Source organism: Aminobacter sp. DSM 101952 (assembly GCF_001424795.1).
Lineage (GTDB): Bacteria > Pseudomonadota > Alphaproteobacteria > Rhizobiales > Rhizobiaceae > Aminobacter > Aminobacter aganoensis.
On the sequence record NZ_LMCL01000032.1, the window covers coordinates 48,891 to 63,698 of the forward strand.

Here is a 14,808-nt window from a genome sequence, read left to right on the forward strand (position 1 = left end):
GAATCCTGGCGCGATATCAGGCGGCGTTCTGCGCCGACGGCAATTCGAGGAGACCCTCGTTCGCCATGCGCAAAGCGGTGGAGGCAATGGTCTTGCGGGCGCGCAGGATCTCCGCCGGCTGGACGCCTTCCGAGCCCTGGCTGAGTTCGGATTCGATCATGCGCCGCGTGCGTGCGCCGATCGACGACAGCACCGCTTCGGCAAGCGGCAGCGCCGTGCCGCGCAAGGCAAGGGTGATCAGTTCGCTCGACAGCCCGTCAAACAGCGCCACGCGCGCCTTCTGCGACATGACGGGCACGTCGTCGAAGGAGAACAGCCGGGCGCGGATGGCGTCGAGATCGGCCATGCCGACCTCGCGCAGGTCGTTCATCACTTCCTCGAGCTGCGACTTGTCGAGTTCGTTGAGCACGCTGGCGACGCGCGTCTGTCCGACGGACGTATCCTTCTGGGCGCTTTCGGCCAGCACGCGGGTGCGGATCTGGTCCTCCACCAGCTTGGTCGCGGCCTGGGGCACGCTCGCCAGTTCCATCATCCGCTTGATGATCTCGCTGCGCTGCGGCTTGTCCAGCGTCAGCACCACGCTTGCGGCATAGGTCGGCGCGAGATTGGACAGGATCATCGCCGCGGTCTGCGGGTGTTCGTTGGAGAGGAAGGTGCCGATCTGCGCCGGCTCCAGCTTTTCGAGCTGCGGCCAGACCGGGGGCGTCGTGTCCTTCTTGGCCGCGGGCTCGTCCTTGCCCATCAGCGCGTTCATTTCTTCCGGCGACAGCGACTCGTTGAGGATCGTGTCCATCTTGTCGGCCGAATCGAGCAGGCCGGCACCCTCGGTGAATTCGGCCTCGAATTCGGCGACGATCCGTTCGAGATCGGCCTGCGGAATGGTGCGCAGCAGCCGCGCGCCCTCGATCAGCGCCTTGAGTTCGTCCTGCTTGAAGAACTTCAGCAGCCGGCTCGCCGACGGCTTGCCCATCGCCACCAGAATGGCCGCCGCCTTCTGCGGCCGCGTCAGCGTCGCCAGCAATGTCATGCGGAGGCCTTTCTTGAAGCAGGGGAAAGCACAGGCTGGCTCCTCAGGCGCTCTTGGTTGCCGCGACGATCTCGGTCAGCCGGATGCCGAAGCGCGACGGATCGCTTTCGAGCACGGTGATCTCGCCGCGCGCGATGCGGCGGCCGTTGACCACGACATCGACCGGTTCGCCGATGCGGCGGTCGAGCGCAACCGTCGAGCCCTTCTGCAGCGTCATCAGGTCGGACACCGGCATCTCGGTGCTGCCGAGCACGATCTGCACCTCGACCGGGATGTCGAAGATGACGCTGTTGCCGGCGGCAGCGGCGGGAGCGGCAGCGCTCGGGCGCTTCTCTTCCTCGCTCAGCACGCCGCGCAGTTCCTCGATGGCGCGGTTCAGCTGGTCGTCCTCGACTTCGACTTCGGGCTTTTCGACCTCAGGCTTGGGCTGCGCCTTGCTCATCGGTGTTCTCCAGTTCTGTCGTTCACGGTGCCGGGCACTGCGTCGCAGCGCATCGGCTCAACCCGCCACGATCCCTTCAATTGTTTCTTCGGTGGCGTCGAACGGACGCCTGATGCGGACGGTGTAGTTCTGGCCGAGCTTGCCGAATTCGCAGGCAAAAAGTGTCTTTCCGCGCGCCGAGATCACGGCATTGGACTGGGTGTTTTCGGCGAGTTCGATGACCTGCCCCAGCTCGAGCACGGAGAGGTCGCCGAGGGTCATGCGTCCGAGCGGCATCGACGCCTCGAGCCGGACGGTCGAGCGCATCAGCTCATCGGAGAAGCGCGAGCTCCATTCGGTCGCCGGCGCGGCCTCCGCCTCGCTCTTGTCACGCCGATCCTCGACCAGCACGCGTTGCGGCAGCGTCAGGGTCAGCGTCCCGCGCGACACCGCCGTCGAGACCGACAGCACGACGCGCGCCGAGGGTCCGTCGCGAAACACGTGCTTCTTCATCACCGTGCTGGTCATCGCATCCGGCACCGGCAGCTTGACGCCGAGGCCGCCATTGGCGCCCTGCGCGTTCATCGCGCGCGCCACGTCCTGGATCAGCAGCGACACGACGCCGAGTTCGATCGACGAAAGCTCGCGCTCGATGGCCGCGACGTCGCGGTCCGGATCGCCGCCGAACATGACGTTGACGAGGATCGCGATCGCCTGCGGATCGAACGTCATCACCAGGCCGTCGGGTGAGGTCCGGGTCGCCGCCACGCACATGGCCTGGTTGTTCTTGCCGGCCTTGGCGTCGGCCATGCGGCCGAGCTTGACCTCGGCGACTTCGACGAAGATCGGCGAAGGCAGCACTTCGTTGACGGCAGCGGCGATCGCGGTCGCCGAACGTTCCGCCAGGCGGCGGGCGGCGGCATGCACCTTGGCCGGCTCGCCGGTGTCGCCCAGCAGGCGCTCGATGACGAGGTCGCGCGGTTCCGCCGGGCTTGCGGTGGTATTCATCGGCTCAGGCGGCCTTCTTTTCGAGGTTGCCCGTGTTCAGCGTGCTCTGCTCCACCGCGTCGATCGACGGGCGGTCGTAGGACGAGATCGTCTTGCGGCCGAACTCGATGGCCACCTGCGGCAGCGAGCCGTTCATGTAGGCCAGCAGCGTCTGCTTCACCACGACATAGAGGCGGTTCTTCTTCTCGCGCACAGTCTTGATCTTGGTGGCGATGGGACCGACCACCGCGTAGGACAGGAAGATGCCGAGGAAGGTGCCGACCAGGGCCGCGCCGATCAGGCCGCCGAGGATTTCCGGCGACTGGTCGAGCGCACCCATGGCCTTGACCACGCCCAGCACCGCCGCAACGATGCCCAGCGCCGGCAGGCCGTCGCCAACGGCCACCAGCGCGTGGTAGGACTTGAGCTTGTCCGAGCGGATGGTCTGGATTTCTTCGTCCATCAGCGCCTCGATTTCATGCGAGCGCGCATTGCCGATGATGATGATGCGGCAGTAGTCGCAGATGAAATGCGTCAGGTCGTAGTTCTTCAGCACCGACGGAAACGCCTGGAAGATCGCCGACTCGTCGGGATTGTCGATATGCGCCTCGACCTCGGAGCGCGTCTTGGTGCGCAGCTCGCGCATCAGCGAGTGCAGCACGCCCAGCGTCTCGAGATAGTCCTGCTCTTTCGGCACCGCCTGCTTGAGCGCCTCGACCATCGCCTTGCCGGTGTCCTTGACGGTCGCCATCGGGTTGGCGACCAGGAACGTGCCGAGCGCGGCGCCGCCGATGATGACGAGTTCCCACGGCTGCATCAGGACGTTGAGGTGGCCGCCCATCGCCATGAAGCCGCCAAGCACGCAGCCCAGCGTCACGACGAGTCCGATCAGAATGCCCACAAGCCGGTCCTTCCGCATTCAAAGCACTATCAGGCACAGATAGCGGCCGTGCCTTGTGTGAGGCTTGAAAGACGATGCGGAAAACGATTCAGCCTCGCGCAAGCATTTGGGCGTAGCCTTCCCAGTCTATCCTGCGGCGGAAGGGCGTTGTCGTGCTCAATACCTATACAAGCTACCAGCTGATTGCGAGGGACATCGGCAAGGCGCTCGAGCGCGTCGAGAAGCAGCCCATCATCGAGCGCGAGACCGAATATTACCTCAAGAACATCACCAAGGTGAAAACCATTGATGAGTTCGTCAAGAACGACCGCCTGTTCAAATATGCCATGAAGGCCCACGGCCTGCAGGACATGGCCTATGCCAAGGCGTTCATGGTCAAGGCGCTCAAGGAAGGCGTCGCCGACAAGGACAGCTTCGCCAACAAGCTGACCGACAAGCGCTACGCCGAATTCGTCAAGAGCTTCAATTTCGCCGAGCTGGGCGAGCGCACCACCGTCTTCAACAAGGCCCAGCAGGGCGCCGTCGACAAATACCTGCTGCGGGTCGGGATGGACGGCGGCAACACCCAGTCGGAAGCCGTCCAGAAGGAAGTGAAGTATTACCTCGACAACATCGTCAAGGTGACGTCGGCCAAGGACCTGATGGCCGACGCCAGGCTCTACGCATTCGCGATGAAATCCTTCGGCATCGAAGCCTCCATCCCCAACAAGGAGATGATGGAGAAGGTCCTTGCCGGCGGCGTCCGCGACCCGAAAAGCTTCGCCAACGAGATGGCGGACAAGCGCTACGCCGCTTTCGCCACCGCCTTCAACTTCGAGGCCTATAGCGCCGACGCCACCACCATCAACCCGTCCCAGCAACCGTCCACCGACAAGTTCCTGCGCCAGACGCTGGAAGAAGACGCCGGCAAGGACAATGAAGGCGTCCGGCTGGCGCTCTATTTCGAGCGCAAGGCATCCTCCATCGGCAGCTTCTACGACGTGCTCGCCGACCCCGCACTGGCCAAGGTCGTGCGCACCGCGCTCGGCCTGCCTGAAGCCTTTGCGTCGGCCGACATCGACCGCCAGGTCAAGCTGTTCGAGGAGAAGCTGAAGATCTCGGATTTCTCCAACCCCAAGAAGCTCGGCGATTTCCTCAAGCGCTTCACCAGCCTCTGGGAGATCAACAACCCGTCGTCGCCGGTGCAGGCTTCGGTCGGCATCCTGTTCGGCATGCCGCCAGCCTATGGCGTGTCGACCGACCTGATGTTCGCCATGCAGAAGCTGAGGTTCTGAGGTCACCATGCAGAACAGTCTCTACGTCGCCCTCTCCGCCCAGGTCGCGCAGGAAAAGCGCCTCAACACCATCGCCGACAACGTCGCCAATGCCTCGACCGTCGGCTTTCGCGCCACCGGCGTGAAGTTCGAGGACGTCGTCTCCGGACTCGGCTCCAAATCGGTGTCCTTCGCCTCGGCGGGCGACACCTACCTTTCGACCCAGCATGGCGGCATGCGCGAGACCGGCAACCCGTTCGATTTCGCCATTCGCGGCGACGCCTGGTTCGGCATCGACACGCCGGCGGGCACCGTCATGACCCGCGACGGCCGCTTCACCATGACCCAGGACGGCCAGCTGGTCACCGTCGAGGGTTACCCGGTGCTCGATGCCGGCGGCGCGCCGATGCAGCTCGATCCGCGTGCCGGTCCGCCCACGGCCGGCGCTGACGGCTCGCTGCGCCAGGACGGCCGCCTGATCGGCGCCATCGGGCTGTTCGAATTCAACCCCGGCGCCAATTTCGTCCGCTACGGCAATTCCGGCGTCGTGCCGCCATCGACACCCGAGCCGGTGGTCGACCGCATGGAAGCCGGCATGGTCCAGGGGTTCGTCGAGGAGTCCAACGTCAATCCGATCAAGGAGATGACCAAGCTCATCATGGTGCAGCGCGCCTTCGAGAACACCGCCGCCCTGATCCGCCAGACCGACGCCTCGTTCTCCGACGCCATCAAGACGCTCGGTTCGAAGTAAGTGAGCACGTCCCTGACCGCCATACGCACCGAGCCCGCGCTCGTGCACGACAACCGTCTGGAAGCGCTGGAGCGCATCAAGCACCGCTTCGCCGACGACCGCCTGCTGGTCAGGCGCGGCGGCAAAGTGACGGAAATCGCGCCCACCCACTACAAGGTCGGCGGCCTGTCCTCCAGCGCGCGCCTCGGCGACATCGTCGAGCATCGCGGCAAGGACCGCAACCGCCGCGGCGAGATCGTCCAGATCGGCCGCGACGAGGTGCTGGTCGCGCCCTATGAAAGCAGCGGCGAGGTCGGCGTCGGCGACGCCGTCTTCACCCGCGGGCCGATCGCCATCACCCCGCATGGCAGCTGGCGCGGCCGCGCCATCGACGCGCTCGGCCGCTCCATCGACAGCGGCGCGCCGCTGGTCCGCAGCGCCAGGCAGGGCACCGTCGAAGCCCTGCCGCCGGCAGCCCTCGCCCGCCAGCGCGTCGACACCGGCTTCATGACCGGCGTCCGCGTCATCGACATCTTCACCCCGCTCTGCTTCGGCCAGCGCATGGGCATCTTCGCCGGCTCCGGCGTCGGCAAGTCGACGCTGCTGGCCATGCTCGCCGGTGCCGACGCCTTCGACACCGTCGTCGTCGCGCTGATCGGCGAGCGCGGCCGCGAGGTGCGCGAATTCCTCGAAGACACCATCGGCGTCGCCTCGATGGCCAAGACCGTCGCCGTCGTCGCCACCAGCGACGAGAGCGCGATGATGCGCCGCCGCGCCCCCGACACCGCCATGCGCGTCGCCGAGCATTTCCGCGACCAGGGCGACCGCGTGCTGTTGGTGCTCGATTCGATCACCCGTTTCGCCCATGCCCTGCGCGAGGTGGCGATCGGCGCCGGCGAGCCGCCGGTCGCGCGCGGCTACCCGGCTTCCGTCTTCACCGACCTGCCCAAGCTGCTCGAACGCGCCGGTCCCGGCATGGAAGGCAAGGGCTCGATCACGGCGATCATCTCCGTCCTCGTCGACGGCGACGACCACAACGATCCGGTCGCCGATTCCGTCCGCGGCATCCTCGACGGCCACATCGTGCTCGACCGCTCGATCGCCGAGCAGGGCCGCTATCCCCCGGTCAACCCGCTGTCGTCCATCTCGCGCCTCGCCGGCAAGGCCTGGACGCCGGAGCAGCGCCAGCTCGTCGGCAAGCTCAAGGCCATGATCTCGCGCTTCGAGGACACGCGCGACATTCGCCTGCTCGGCGCCTATCAGGCCGGTGCCGACCCCGAACTCGACCTGGCCGTGCGCCAGGTTCCGGTGATCTACGAAGCGCTGGCGCAATCGCCTGCCGACGGGCCTTCGCCTGACCCGTTCTCCGACCTCGCCAGCTATCTGAGAGCCAAGGAAAGACCCCATGTTCAGGCGGAATGACCCAGCGCGCGAGCTTCTGGACATCATCGAGGCGAAGGATGACAAGCCGCGCTCGCTGTTCCAGCGCCTGCGGCCGGCCCCGAAGAGCAGGCCGCTGGCCGCCAGGCGCAACAAGCGCGACCACAGCGGCGACTTCGTGGTCGCCTGCCTCGGCATCACGCTCGGTCTCACCTGCGCGTTGTTCCCCTGGTACATCTTCTTTAACCAGGAGAAGTTCGGCATCCGCGCCATGAAGTTCTCGGGCGGCGGCCAGAACGAGCAGCCGATCCCGCTCGCCTTGGGCCAGCAGCCCGAGCGCGTCGGCGCGCCGATGTCGGTCGAGGACATCCCGGCGATGAAGCTCGACCTCTTCGCCACCGGTTCGCTGCGCCGCGGCAAGGACGACGAGGCCGGCGTCCCCGGTGCGGTCGAACAGCCGTTCCCCGGTCCCAAGATCGACTTCACCCTTGTCCACGTCGCCAATGGCCGCGCCATGATCCAGGACAATGCCGGCCTGTGGGTCGTTCAGCAGGGCTCGGTCCTGCCGGATTCGAGCAAGGTCGCCTCGATCGAGCAGCGCAACGGCAAGTGGGTCCTGGTCACCTCGCGCGAAGAGGTTCTCCAGGTCGCGCGCTGACGCCGGTACGCTTGCCGTACCGCGCAAGGCCCGCGCAAGACTGACCCAATAGTGTCTGGAAATCTGCTCGGAGATTTCCATGGACCCCGTCAATCTGTTCGATCTGGCCGCCCAGCAGGCACGCTGGCTCTCGGTGCGCCAGAACGCCATCGCCGGCAACGTCGCCAACGCCAACACGCCAGGCTACCGGACCAACGAAATCGAGCCGTTCGAGCGCGTGCTCGACCGTTCCCGCGTCGCCATGACGTCGACCCAGGCGGGCCACCTCACCGGCGGCGCGACCGAAGCCGGCTTTGCGGTGAAGCCCGAAGAGCCCAGGCACGCGGTCCTGCCCTCCGACAACACCGTCGCAATGGAAGATGAACTCATGAAGGCCGGCGAGGTCCGCCGCTCCTTCGAGCTCAACACGGCCATCGTCAAGGCGTTCCACCGCATGATCATGCTGAGCAGCAAGGGCTGATGGGGATGGATCCGCTCGTCGCCGCCCTCAAGGTCGCCGGCTCCGGTCTCGGAGCCCAGTCCGAACGCCTCCGCATCGTCTCGGAAAACCTCGCCAACGCGCAATCGACCGGCAACACGCCCGGTGCCGAGCCCTATCGCCGCAAGACCGTCAGCTTCGCCGCCGAGCTCGACCGCGCGACCGGCGCCTCGACCGTCGAGATCGCCGCGATCGGCCACGACCAATCCGCCTTCCCGCTGGAGTTCCAGCCGGGCAACGAGGCGGCCGACGCCAATGGCTACGTCAAGATGCCCAACGTCAACGTCATCATCGAGATGGCCGACATGACCGAGGCCAACCGTTCTTATGAAGCCAACCTGCAAGTCATCAAGCAGGCTCGCGACCTTATTTCCATGACCATTGATCTTATGAGGAGCCAGTCATGATCGGCAGCATCAGCCCGCTCGGCCAACAGATCCTGAGCAAGCCGACGAGCGTCGTTCCCGAAGCTGGCGCCGCGGCCACCGCTGGCGTCGCCTCGTCTTTCGCCGCAGCGCTTTCGGATGCAGCCGCCCAGACCGCGGCGACCCTGCGCCAGGCCGAACAGCTGTCCATCGCCGGCCTCCAGGGCAAGGCCGACACGCGTGAGGTGGTCGATGCGGTGATGAGCGCCGAACAGTCGCTGCAGGCGGCCATCGCCATCCGCGACAAGATCGTCACGGCCTATCTCGAAGTCAGCCGCATGGGCATCTGAGGAACATCCCGATGAAAGCACTGGCCATCGCCGCAACGGGCATGAATGCCCAGCAGACCAATCTCGAGGTGATTGCGAACAACATCGCGAACATCAACACGACCGGCTACAAGCGCGCCCGCGCCGAGTTTTCCGACCTGCTCTACCAGGTTGACCGCACCCAGGGCGTGCCCAGCCGCGCCAACTCGTCGGTCGTGCCCGAAGGGGTCAGCATCGGCCTCGGCGTCAAGACGGCGGCCGTCCGCAACGTCCACATCCAGGGCGGCCTGACCAACACCGGCAACCAGTTCGACCTGGCGCTGACCGGCCGCGGCTGGTTCCAGATCGAGGGTGCCGACGGCCAGACGCTCTACACCCGCGCCGGCTCCTTCAACACCAATGCCACGGGCCAGCTCGTCACCGTCGACGGCTATGTCGTCAGCGGCGGCATCGCCATCCCACCCGATGCCCTCGAAGTCATCGTCAACGACGCCGGCCAGGTCTTCTCCCGCCTCGCCAACCAGACGGCGCTGCAGCTCGAGGGCCAGCTGGAACTCGCCAACTTCGCCAACGAGGCCGGACTTGCCCCGCTCGGCGACAACCTGTTTGCCGAGACCGAGGCCTCTGGCGCCGCCGTCACGGGCCAGCCCGGCACCCCCGGCTTCGCCACCATCAAGCAGGGTTACCTCGAAAACTCCAACGTCGACCCGGTCAAGGAAATCACCGAGCTGATCTCGGCGCAGCGCGCCTACGAGATGAACTCCAAGATCATCCAGGCAGCCGACGAAATGGCCGCCGTCGTCTCCAAGAACATCCGGTGATTGCAATGCGGCGACGGAACGTCCTCCCTCGGCTACGCGCGGCAGTGCTCGCCTTCGCCATGCTTGGCGGCACGGCGCTGGCTGCCGAGCAGGAGGTCGTGCTCGTTCCCAACCGCGTCATCTATCCCGGCGAGACGATCGTGCTGTCCTCGCTCAAGGAAATCACCCTCAGGCCGGGCAAGGTCCGGCCCGACTCGGTCGCCACCCTGCCCGACGAGCTCGACGGCAGGGTTGCCAAGCGCACGCTCCTGCCCGGGCGCTACGTGCCGGTAACGGCCCTGCGCGAGGCCTGGCTCGTCGATCGCGGCGCCTCCGTCCAGGTCGTCTTCGCCGCGGCCGGCCTGACGATCTCCGCCGCCGCCGTCACCCTCGAACCGGGTGCCGCCGGCGACGTCGTCAAGGTCCGCAATCTCGACAGCGGCAAGATCTTTACTGGTGTCGTCCTGGCCGACGGCTCGATCCGCGTGGGTGCGTCATGATCCGCAGACTGCTGCTCGCGGCGATTGCCGTTCTTGGTCTGCAGACGGCCCATGCCGACGGCCCCGACGGTGTCCCCGCATCCCAGCTCAAGGCGCGTGGCGGCACGGCCGCCGGCGGCGGCGCGGTTGTCGAGCTCGGCGAGAACTTCGCCATGACCGGCGACGGCGGACGGATGACCACGCTCAACAGCGGCACCGGCGCCAATCTCGTCAATGTCCGCATCAAGGACGTCGCCTCGCTTCAGGAAGCCCGCGACAACCAGCTCGTCGGCTACGGCCTCGTCATCGGCTTGAACAGCTCGGGCGACAGCCTGCGCAATTCGCCCTTCACCGAGCAGTCGATCCGCGCCATGCTGGAAAATCTCGGCATCGCCTCCGAGGATGGTCGCGCCCGCGTTCGCAACGTCGCCGCCGTCATCGTCACCGCCAACCTGCCGGCTTTCGTCCAGGCCGGCGCGCGCATCGACGTCAATGTCTCGTCCCTCGGCGATGCGTCCTCGCTCGCCGGCGGCACGCTGGTCATGACCCCGCTCAAGGCCGCCGACGGCGAGATCTACGCGGTGGCGCAAGGCTCCATGCTCGTGGGCGGCTTCACCGCGCAGGGTGCTGCCGAGCAGGTGACCCAAGGCATCCCCACCTCCGGCCGGGTGCCCAACGGCGCCATCGTCGAGCGCGAGGTCAAGGCCCGCTTCGGCGACGAGAACATGCTGACCTTGCAGCTCTTCAATCCCGATTTCTCGACCTCCGTCCGCATCGCCGACGCCATCAACGACTACGCCCGCCACCGCTTCGGCAAGCGCGTCGCCGGCGAGCAGGATTCGCGCACCGTCTCGATCCGCAAGCCGGAGGGCATCTCGACGGCGCGCTTCTACGCCGAGCTCGAGAACCTGCTGGTCATGTCCGACACGCCTGCCCGCGTCGTCGTCGACGAGCGCACCGGCACCATCGTCATCGGCAACGAGGTCAAGATCTCGCGCGTCGCCATCAGCCACGGCACGCTGACAGTCCGCATCACCGAGCAGCCCCGCGTCGTCCAGCCCGAGCCGTTCTCGCGCGGCGAGACAGCCGTCGAGGACTTCACCGTCATCGACGCCGAGCGCCCCGGCTCCAAGCTGGCGATGCTCGAAGGCCCCGACCTGCAGACGCTGGTCGCCGGGCTCAACCGCCTCGGCGTCAAGCCGGACGGCATCATCGCAATCCTCCAGGGCATCAAGTCGGCCGGCGCGCTCCAGGCCGACCTGGTGGTGCAGTAAGCCATGGCCGTGACCCGACGTTCCCGCACATCCATCGGCAGCGCGCTTGCTGCGGCAGCGCTCGCCATGGCCTTGTCCGGCAGCGCGTCCGCGCTTGCCGAGGAAGCTCCGGAAGCAGCCGCGGCCCCTCCCGTCCAGGGCGTGCCCACCCGCGTCGTCGAGCGCGAAATCCCCGCCGGGCAGCCCGCCGGCCAGATGACTGCCGCGCTCGAGCCGAGCGAGGTCGAGCGTTTCTGCTCAAACATCGCCGACGCCGCCCGCGACCGCCGCTATGCCCTCCAGGCCGAGGAGCTGAAGAAGCTCCAGGCCGAGGTCGACAAGCGCATCGCCCTGCTCGAGGAGCGCAAGACCGAATACGAGACCTGGCTCAAGCGCCGCGAGGTCTTCCTCGCCCGCGCCGAGGAAGGCGTGGTCCAGATCTATTCGCGCATGAAGCCCGATGCCGCGGCCGAGCGCCTGGCGGTCATGCATGTCGATCTCGCCGCCGCCATCCTGATGAAGCTCGACGCCCGCAAGTCGAGCGTCATCCTCAACGAAATGGAAAGCAAGTCGGCCGCCGAGCTGACCCGCATCATGGCGAGCGCCGCCCGCCGGGAAGACCCTTCATGATCAGAAAAGCCCTCCTCGCGGCCATGCTCGCCAGCCTCGCCGGCTGCGCCACCGACCTCAAGGAAATCGGCAAGGAGCCGAAGATGTCGGCCGTCGGCTCCGGCATCGAGGACGGCAGCTCGACCATGTACCGCTATCCCGAAGCGCCTACGGCTGCGCCCAAGCGTTTCTCGCTGTGGCAGGACAAGCAGAGCCGCATGTTCACCGATCCGCGCGCGCTTCAGCCGGGCGACATCCTGACCGTCAAGATCGAGATCGACGACCGCGCCCGTTTCCAGAACGAGTCCGAGCGCAACCGCACCACCAGCCGTACCATCGGCGCCGGCCTCGACATGGAGTGGGACGGCGTCGGCACCGGCGGCTCGGCCGACGGCAACGCCGGCTCCAAGTCGATCTATTCAGGCGACGGCGCCACCACGCGCTCGGAAAAGCTCAACCTGCTCGTCGCCGCCGTGGTCACCGAGGTCCTGCCCAACGGCAACATGATGATCCGCGGCTCGCAGGAGGTCCGCGTCAACGCCGAGCTGCGCGTGCTGACCATTGCCGGCATCGTGCGTCCGTCCGACATCGGCCCGGAAAACACCATTCCATACGAGCGCATCGCCGAGGCACGCATCTCCTATGGCGGCCGCGGCCGCATCACCGAGGTCCAGCAGCCGCCCTATGGCCAGCAGTTCCTCGACCAGGTCCTCCCGTTCTAGGTCAGGCCATGTCAGCGATCGAACAGACCCCTGCCCCGAAATCCGGCCCCTCCTTCGTCGTCCAGGTCGGCATCCTGTTCCTGATGACCGGGGCGGCCATCGGCATGGGCTGGGTTTCCGGCGGCTATCTCCATGGCGAGGCCAAGCCCGTCGAGCAGATTGCAGCCGAACAAGCCAAGCCCCACGCGGCGAAAGAGGGCACCGATCCTGCCGCCGCCGAAGGCGCCAGCACCCTGGTGCAGCTGCCGGCCATCACCTCCAACCTCGCCGCGCCCGACAGCATGTGGGTTCGCCTCGAACTGTCCCTGGTGCTCGACGCACCGCAGCCGCCGGACCTCGCCGAGCGCGTCCACCAGGACCTGCTCGCCTTCGTGCGCACGCTTAGGATCCATCAGGTCCAGGGCGCCAGCGCCTTGCGCCACCTCAAGACCGACCTCGACGAGCGCGCCGCCATCCGCAGCGACGGCCACGTCAAGGAAGTGCTGATCAGAACGTTGCTGTTCGAATGAAAAAACTCCTGGCCACCGCAGCCATCCTTGCCGGCACCGCCCTGCCCGCGAGCGCGCAGCAGCTCGACCTGAGCGCCATCGGCAATGCCGACGGCGCCACCATCGGCTACATCATCCAGATGTTCGGCCTGCTCACCGTTCTGTCGGTGGCGCCGGGCCTGCTGATCATGGTGACGAGCTTCACCCGCTTCGTCATCGCCTTTTCGATCCTGCGCACCGGCATCGGCCTGCAGTCGACGCCGGCCAACCTGATCCTGATCTCACTGTCGCTGTTCATGACCTTCTATGTCATGGCGCCGACCTTCGATCAGGCCTGGAACAACGGCGTCAAGCCGCTGATGGACAACCAGATCAGCCAGACCGAGGCCGTCGACCGCATCTCCGATCCGTTCCGCACCTTCATGATGCACAACGTCCGCGAAAAGGACTTCAACCTCTTCGCCGACCTTGCCCGCGAGCGCGGCCAGACCGTCTCGGAAGACAAGGTCGACCTGCGCATCCTGGTCCCGGCCTTCATGATCTCCGAGATCCGCCGCGGCTTCGAGATCGGCTTCCTGATCGTGCTGCCCTTCCTCGTCATCGACCTGATCGTCGCCACCATCACCATGGCCATGGGCATGATGATGCTGCCGCCGACGGTGGTTTCGCTGCCATTCAAGATATTGTTCTTCGTCCTGATCGACGGCTGGAACCTGCTTGTTGGGTCCCTGGTGCGCTCGTTCACCTAGCTTACCGCGCGCCGAAAAGGCGCGCACGGCCCGCCTACGGACAACGCCCGCCTTCTCGGCGGGCGTTTTGCTTTTGCGGTCAAATATCAACAATTTTAGCGGGTTAACGCGCATTAACCATAACATTTAGACGTTTGGTAGGAAGTATCGGCGAGATTGCCCGGCATGGTGGGTGACGCTCTCTGAAGCGGTCATTGGCATGATGCCTCTCCGCCATACCGGCCGATCCGGTATGTCCCTGTACCTTGCGCATATTTAGGGGCGTATTTCCCATGTCCAGCATCAACACCAATGCATCGGCAATGACGGCGCTGCAGACCCTCGCCGCCACCAACAAGGCCCTCAACACCACCCAGGGCCGCATCGCCACGGGTCTCCGTGTCGCCGAAGCTTCCGACAATGCCGCCTACTGGTCGATCGCCACCACCATGCGTTCGGACAACAAGGCACTCTCGACGGTTCAGGATTCGCTCGGTCTCGGCGCGTCGAAGGTCGACACCGCCTACACCGGCATGAACAAGGCCATCGACACCCTCAACGAGATCAAGGTCAAGATCGTTGCCGCCAGCGGCGCTTCGGACGCCGACAAGGCCAAGATCGACACCGAGATCAAGGCACTGCAGAAGCAGCTGAAGGCCTATGCCGACGGTGCGACCTTCTCCGGCGCCAACATGCTTTCGGTCAACAGCGGCGCTGCCGTGGCTGCCGACGTCAAGGTCGTCTCCGCCTTCAACCGCGATGCCGCCGGCACCGCCTCGATCTCGACCATCGACATCAACGTCGAAGGCATCAAGCTCTACGAAGCCGGCGCTGGCGTCGCCACCACCGGCAAGGGCATCCTCGACTCCAACCGCACCGCCGCTGGCGTTGAAGGTGCTGCAGCCGCTCCGACGCTCGGTGCCGCTGCCGTTGCCGCCGACACCTACACGGTCGCCACCATGCAGCTGACCAACGGCACGCTGTTTGCCAGCGACACGCAGATCGGTGCCATGCTCGGCGTCGTCGAAAGCGCGCTCAAGGACATGAACACGGCTGCCACCAATCTCGGCGCCGCCAAGAACCGCATCGAGCTGCAGAAGGCCTTCACCTCGAGCCTGATGGACTCCATCGATCGCGGTGTCGGCCAGCTCGTCGACGCCGACATGAACAAGGAGTCGACCCGTCTGCAGGCCATCCAGG

Annotated in this window: 19 protein-coding genes; 15 read left to right on the top strand and 4 right to left on the bottom strand. The window is 66.0% G+C overall.

Annotation, left to right across the window (positions count from 1 at the left end):
- Positions 1-16: 16 nt before the first annotated feature.
- The 4 genes from ASC75_RS20285 to motA are packed head-to-tail and all read right to left on the bottom strand — an operon-like array spanning position 17 to position 3,336.
- Entirely contained in the window at positions 17-1,027 is a 1,011-nt protein-coding gene (locus ASC75_RS20285) for a flagellar motor switch protein FliG (RefSeq protein WP_055979433.1), read from the bottom strand.
- Positions 1,028-1,070: 43 nt separating this feature from the next.
- Positions 1,071-1,469 (bottom strand): flagellar motor switch protein FliN, encoded by a 399-nt coding sequence (fliN, locus tag ASC75_RS20290; protein ID WP_055979435.1) that lies wholly within the window; start codon positions 1,467-1,469, stop codon positions 1,071-1,073.
- A gap of 57 nt (positions 1,470-1,526) precedes the next feature.
- On the bottom strand, positions 1,527-2,456 hold the full coding sequence (locus ASC75_RS20295) for a FliM/FliN family flagellar motor switch protein (protein WP_055979440.1): 930 nt from the start codon (positions 2,454-2,456) through the stop codon (positions 1,527-1,529).
- Positions 2,457-2,460: 4 nt separating this feature from the next.
- Positions 2,461-3,336: a flagellar motor stator protein MotA gene (gene motA, locus ASC75_RS20300; RefSeq protein ID WP_055980236.1), complete on the bottom strand. Its 876-nt coding sequence runs from the start codon at positions 3,334-3,336 to the stop codon at positions 2,461-2,463.
- A gap of 152 nt (positions 3,337-3,488) precedes the next feature.
- On the opposite strand from motA, the gene ASC75_RS20305 reads away from it, so the two are divergent.
- The 15 genes from ASC75_RS20305 to ASC75_RS20375 form a co-directional block, all read left to right on the top strand.
- Entirely contained in the window at positions 3,489-4,610 is a 1,122-nt protein-coding gene (locus ASC75_RS20305; protein ID WP_055979441.1) for a DUF1217 domain-containing protein, read from the top strand.
- Positions 4,611-4,617: 7 nt separating this feature from the next.
- A complete protein-coding gene (gene flgF, locus ASC75_RS20310) occupies positions 4,618-5,340 on the top strand; it encodes a flagellar basal-body rod protein FlgF (RefSeq protein ID WP_055979444.1) in 723 nt (240 codons plus the stop codon).
- Positions 5,341-6,741, top strand: coding sequence for a flagellar protein export ATPase FliI (fliI, locus tag ASC75_RS20315; protein WP_055979447.1), 1,401 nt, complete (start codon positions 5,341-5,343; stop codon positions 6,739-6,741). It abuts the gene before it with no gap.
- Entirely contained in the window at positions 6,725-7,357 is a 633-nt protein-coding gene (locus ASC75_RS20320; RefSeq protein WP_055979451.1) for a hypothetical protein, read from the top strand. The genes fliI and ASC75_RS20320 overlap by 17 nt, the downstream gene beginning before the upstream one ends.
- Positions 7,358-7,436: 79 nt before the next feature.
- Positions 7,437-7,817 carry a flagellar basal body rod protein FlgB gene (flgB, locus tag ASC75_RS20325; RefSeq protein WP_055979454.1) on the top strand — a complete coding sequence of 127 codons (381 nt, stop codon included), beginning with the start codon at positions 7,437-7,439 and terminating at the stop codon, positions 7,815-7,817.
- Between the two features lie 5 nt (positions 7,818-7,822).
- A complete protein-coding gene (flgC, locus tag ASC75_RS20330) occupies positions 7,823-8,242 on the top strand; it encodes a flagellar basal body rod protein FlgC (protein ID WP_055980239.1) in 420 nt (139 codons plus the stop codon).
- Positions 8,239-8,550 (top strand): flagellar hook-basal body complex protein FliE, encoded by a 312-nt coding sequence (locus tag ASC75_RS20335; protein ID WP_055979457.1) that lies wholly within the window; start codon positions 8,239-8,241, stop codon positions 8,548-8,550. The genes flgC and ASC75_RS20335 overlap by 4 nt, the downstream gene beginning before the upstream one ends.
- A gap of 11 nt (positions 8,551-8,561) precedes the next feature.
- On the top strand, positions 8,562-9,350 hold the full coding sequence (flgG, locus tag ASC75_RS20340; protein ID WP_055979460.1) for a flagellar basal-body rod protein FlgG: 789 nt from the start codon (positions 8,562-8,564) through the stop codon (positions 9,348-9,350).
- A gap of 59 nt (positions 9,351-9,409) precedes the next feature.
- Entirely contained in the window at positions 9,410-9,829 is a 420-nt protein-coding gene (flgA, locus tag ASC75_RS20345) for a flagellar basal body P-ring formation chaperone FlgA (protein ID WP_244487903.1), read from the top strand.
- Positions 9,826-11,082: a flagellar basal body P-ring protein FlgI gene (locus ASC75_RS20350; protein WP_055979473.1), complete on the top strand. Its 1,257-nt coding sequence runs from the start codon at positions 9,826-9,828 to the stop codon at positions 11,080-11,082. The genes flgA and ASC75_RS20350 overlap by 4 nt, the downstream gene beginning before the upstream one ends.
- Before the next feature lie 3 nt (positions 11,083-11,085).
- Complete coding sequence (locus ASC75_RS20355; RefSeq protein WP_055979476.1) at positions 11,086-11,691, top strand: MotE family protein; 606 nt, start codon at positions 11,086-11,088, stop codon at positions 11,689-11,691.
- The gene (gene flgH, locus ASC75_RS20360; protein WP_055979478.1) at positions 11,688-12,392 is read left to right on the top strand and encodes a flagellar basal body L-ring protein FlgH; all 705 of its coding nucleotides are present in this window, start codon (positions 11,688-11,690) and stop codon (positions 12,390-12,392) included. The genes ASC75_RS20355 and flgH overlap by 4 nt, the downstream gene beginning before the upstream one ends.
- A gap of 8 nt (positions 12,393-12,400) precedes the next feature.
- Positions 12,401-12,901 carry a flagellar basal body-associated FliL family protein gene (locus ASC75_RS20365; protein WP_055979481.1) on the top strand — a complete coding sequence of 167 codons (501 nt, stop codon included), beginning with the start codon at positions 12,401-12,403 and terminating at the stop codon, positions 12,899-12,901.
- Positions 12,898-13,629, top strand: a complete 732-nt coding sequence (gene fliP, locus ASC75_RS20370; protein ID WP_055979484.1) for a flagellar type III secretion system pore protein FliP — start codon at positions 12,898-12,900, stop codon at positions 13,627-13,629. Before ASC75_RS20365 ends, fliP begins: the two co-directional genes overlap by 4 nt.
- A 272-nt stretch (positions 13,630-13,901) precedes the next feature.
- Positions 13,902-14,808: flagellin (locus tag ASC75_RS20375; protein WP_082496681.1), on the top strand; the 907-nt coding region annotated here is incomplete at its 3' end.

Excerpts from the sequence above, each read along its gene's own strand:
- flgF (WP_055979444.1), top strand. The coding sequence starts at position 4,618 with ATGCAGAACAGTCTCTACGTCGCCCTCTCCGCCCAGGTCGCGCAGGAA.
- ASC75_RS20350 (WP_055979473.1), top strand. The coding sequence starts at position 9,826 with ATGATCCGCAGACTGCTGCTCGCGGCGATTGCCGTTCTTGGTCTGCAG.
- ASC75_RS20335 (WP_055979457.1), top strand. The coding sequence starts at position 8,239 with ATGATCGGCAGCATCAGCCCGCTCGGCCAACAGATCCTGAGCAAGCCG.
- flgA (WP_244487903.1), top strand. The coding sequence starts at position 9,410 with ATGCTTGGCGGCACGGCGCTGGCTGCCGAGCAGGAGGTCGTGCTCGTT.
- ASC75_RS20295 (WP_055979440.1), bottom strand. The coding sequence starts at position 2,456 with ATGAATACCACCGCAAGCCCGGCGGAACCGCGCGACCTCGTCATCGAG.
- ASC75_RS20285 (WP_055979433.1), bottom strand. The coding sequence starts at position 1,027 with ATGACATTGCTGGCGACGCTGACGCGGCCGCAGAAGGCGGCGGCCATT.
- ASC75_RS20320 (WP_055979451.1), top strand. The coding sequence starts at position 6,725 with ATGTTCAGGCGGAATGACCCAGCGCGCGAGCTTCTGGACATCATCGAG.
- flgB (WP_055979454.1), top strand. The coding sequence starts at position 7,437 with ATGGACCCCGTCAATCTGTTCGATCTGGCCGCCCAGCAGGCACGCTGG.
- flgH (WP_055979478.1), top strand. The coding sequence starts at position 11,688 with ATGATCAGAAAAGCCCTCCTCGCGGCCATGCTCGCCAGCCTCGCCGGC.
- ASC75_RS20365 (WP_055979481.1), top strand. The coding sequence starts at position 12,401 with ATGTCAGCGATCGAACAGACCCCTGCCCCGAAATCCGGCCCCTCCTTC.
- flgC (WP_055980239.1), top strand. The coding sequence starts at position 7,823 with ATGGATCCGCTCGTCGCCGCCCTCAAGGTCGCCGGCTCCGGTCTCGGA.
- fliP (WP_055979484.1), top strand. The coding sequence starts at position 12,898 with ATGAAAAAACTCCTGGCCACCGCAGCCATCCTTGCCGGCACCGCCCTG.
- fliN (WP_055979435.1), bottom strand. The coding sequence starts at position 1,469 with ATGAGCAAGGCGCAGCCCAAGCCTGAGGTCGAAAAGCCCGAAGTCGAA.
- ASC75_RS20355 (WP_055979476.1), top strand. The coding sequence starts at position 11,086 with ATGGCCGTGACCCGACGTTCCCGCACATCCATCGGCAGCGCGCTTGCT.
- flgG (WP_055979460.1), top strand. The coding sequence starts at position 8,562 with ATGAAAGCACTGGCCATCGCCGCAACGGGCATGAATGCCCAGCAGACC.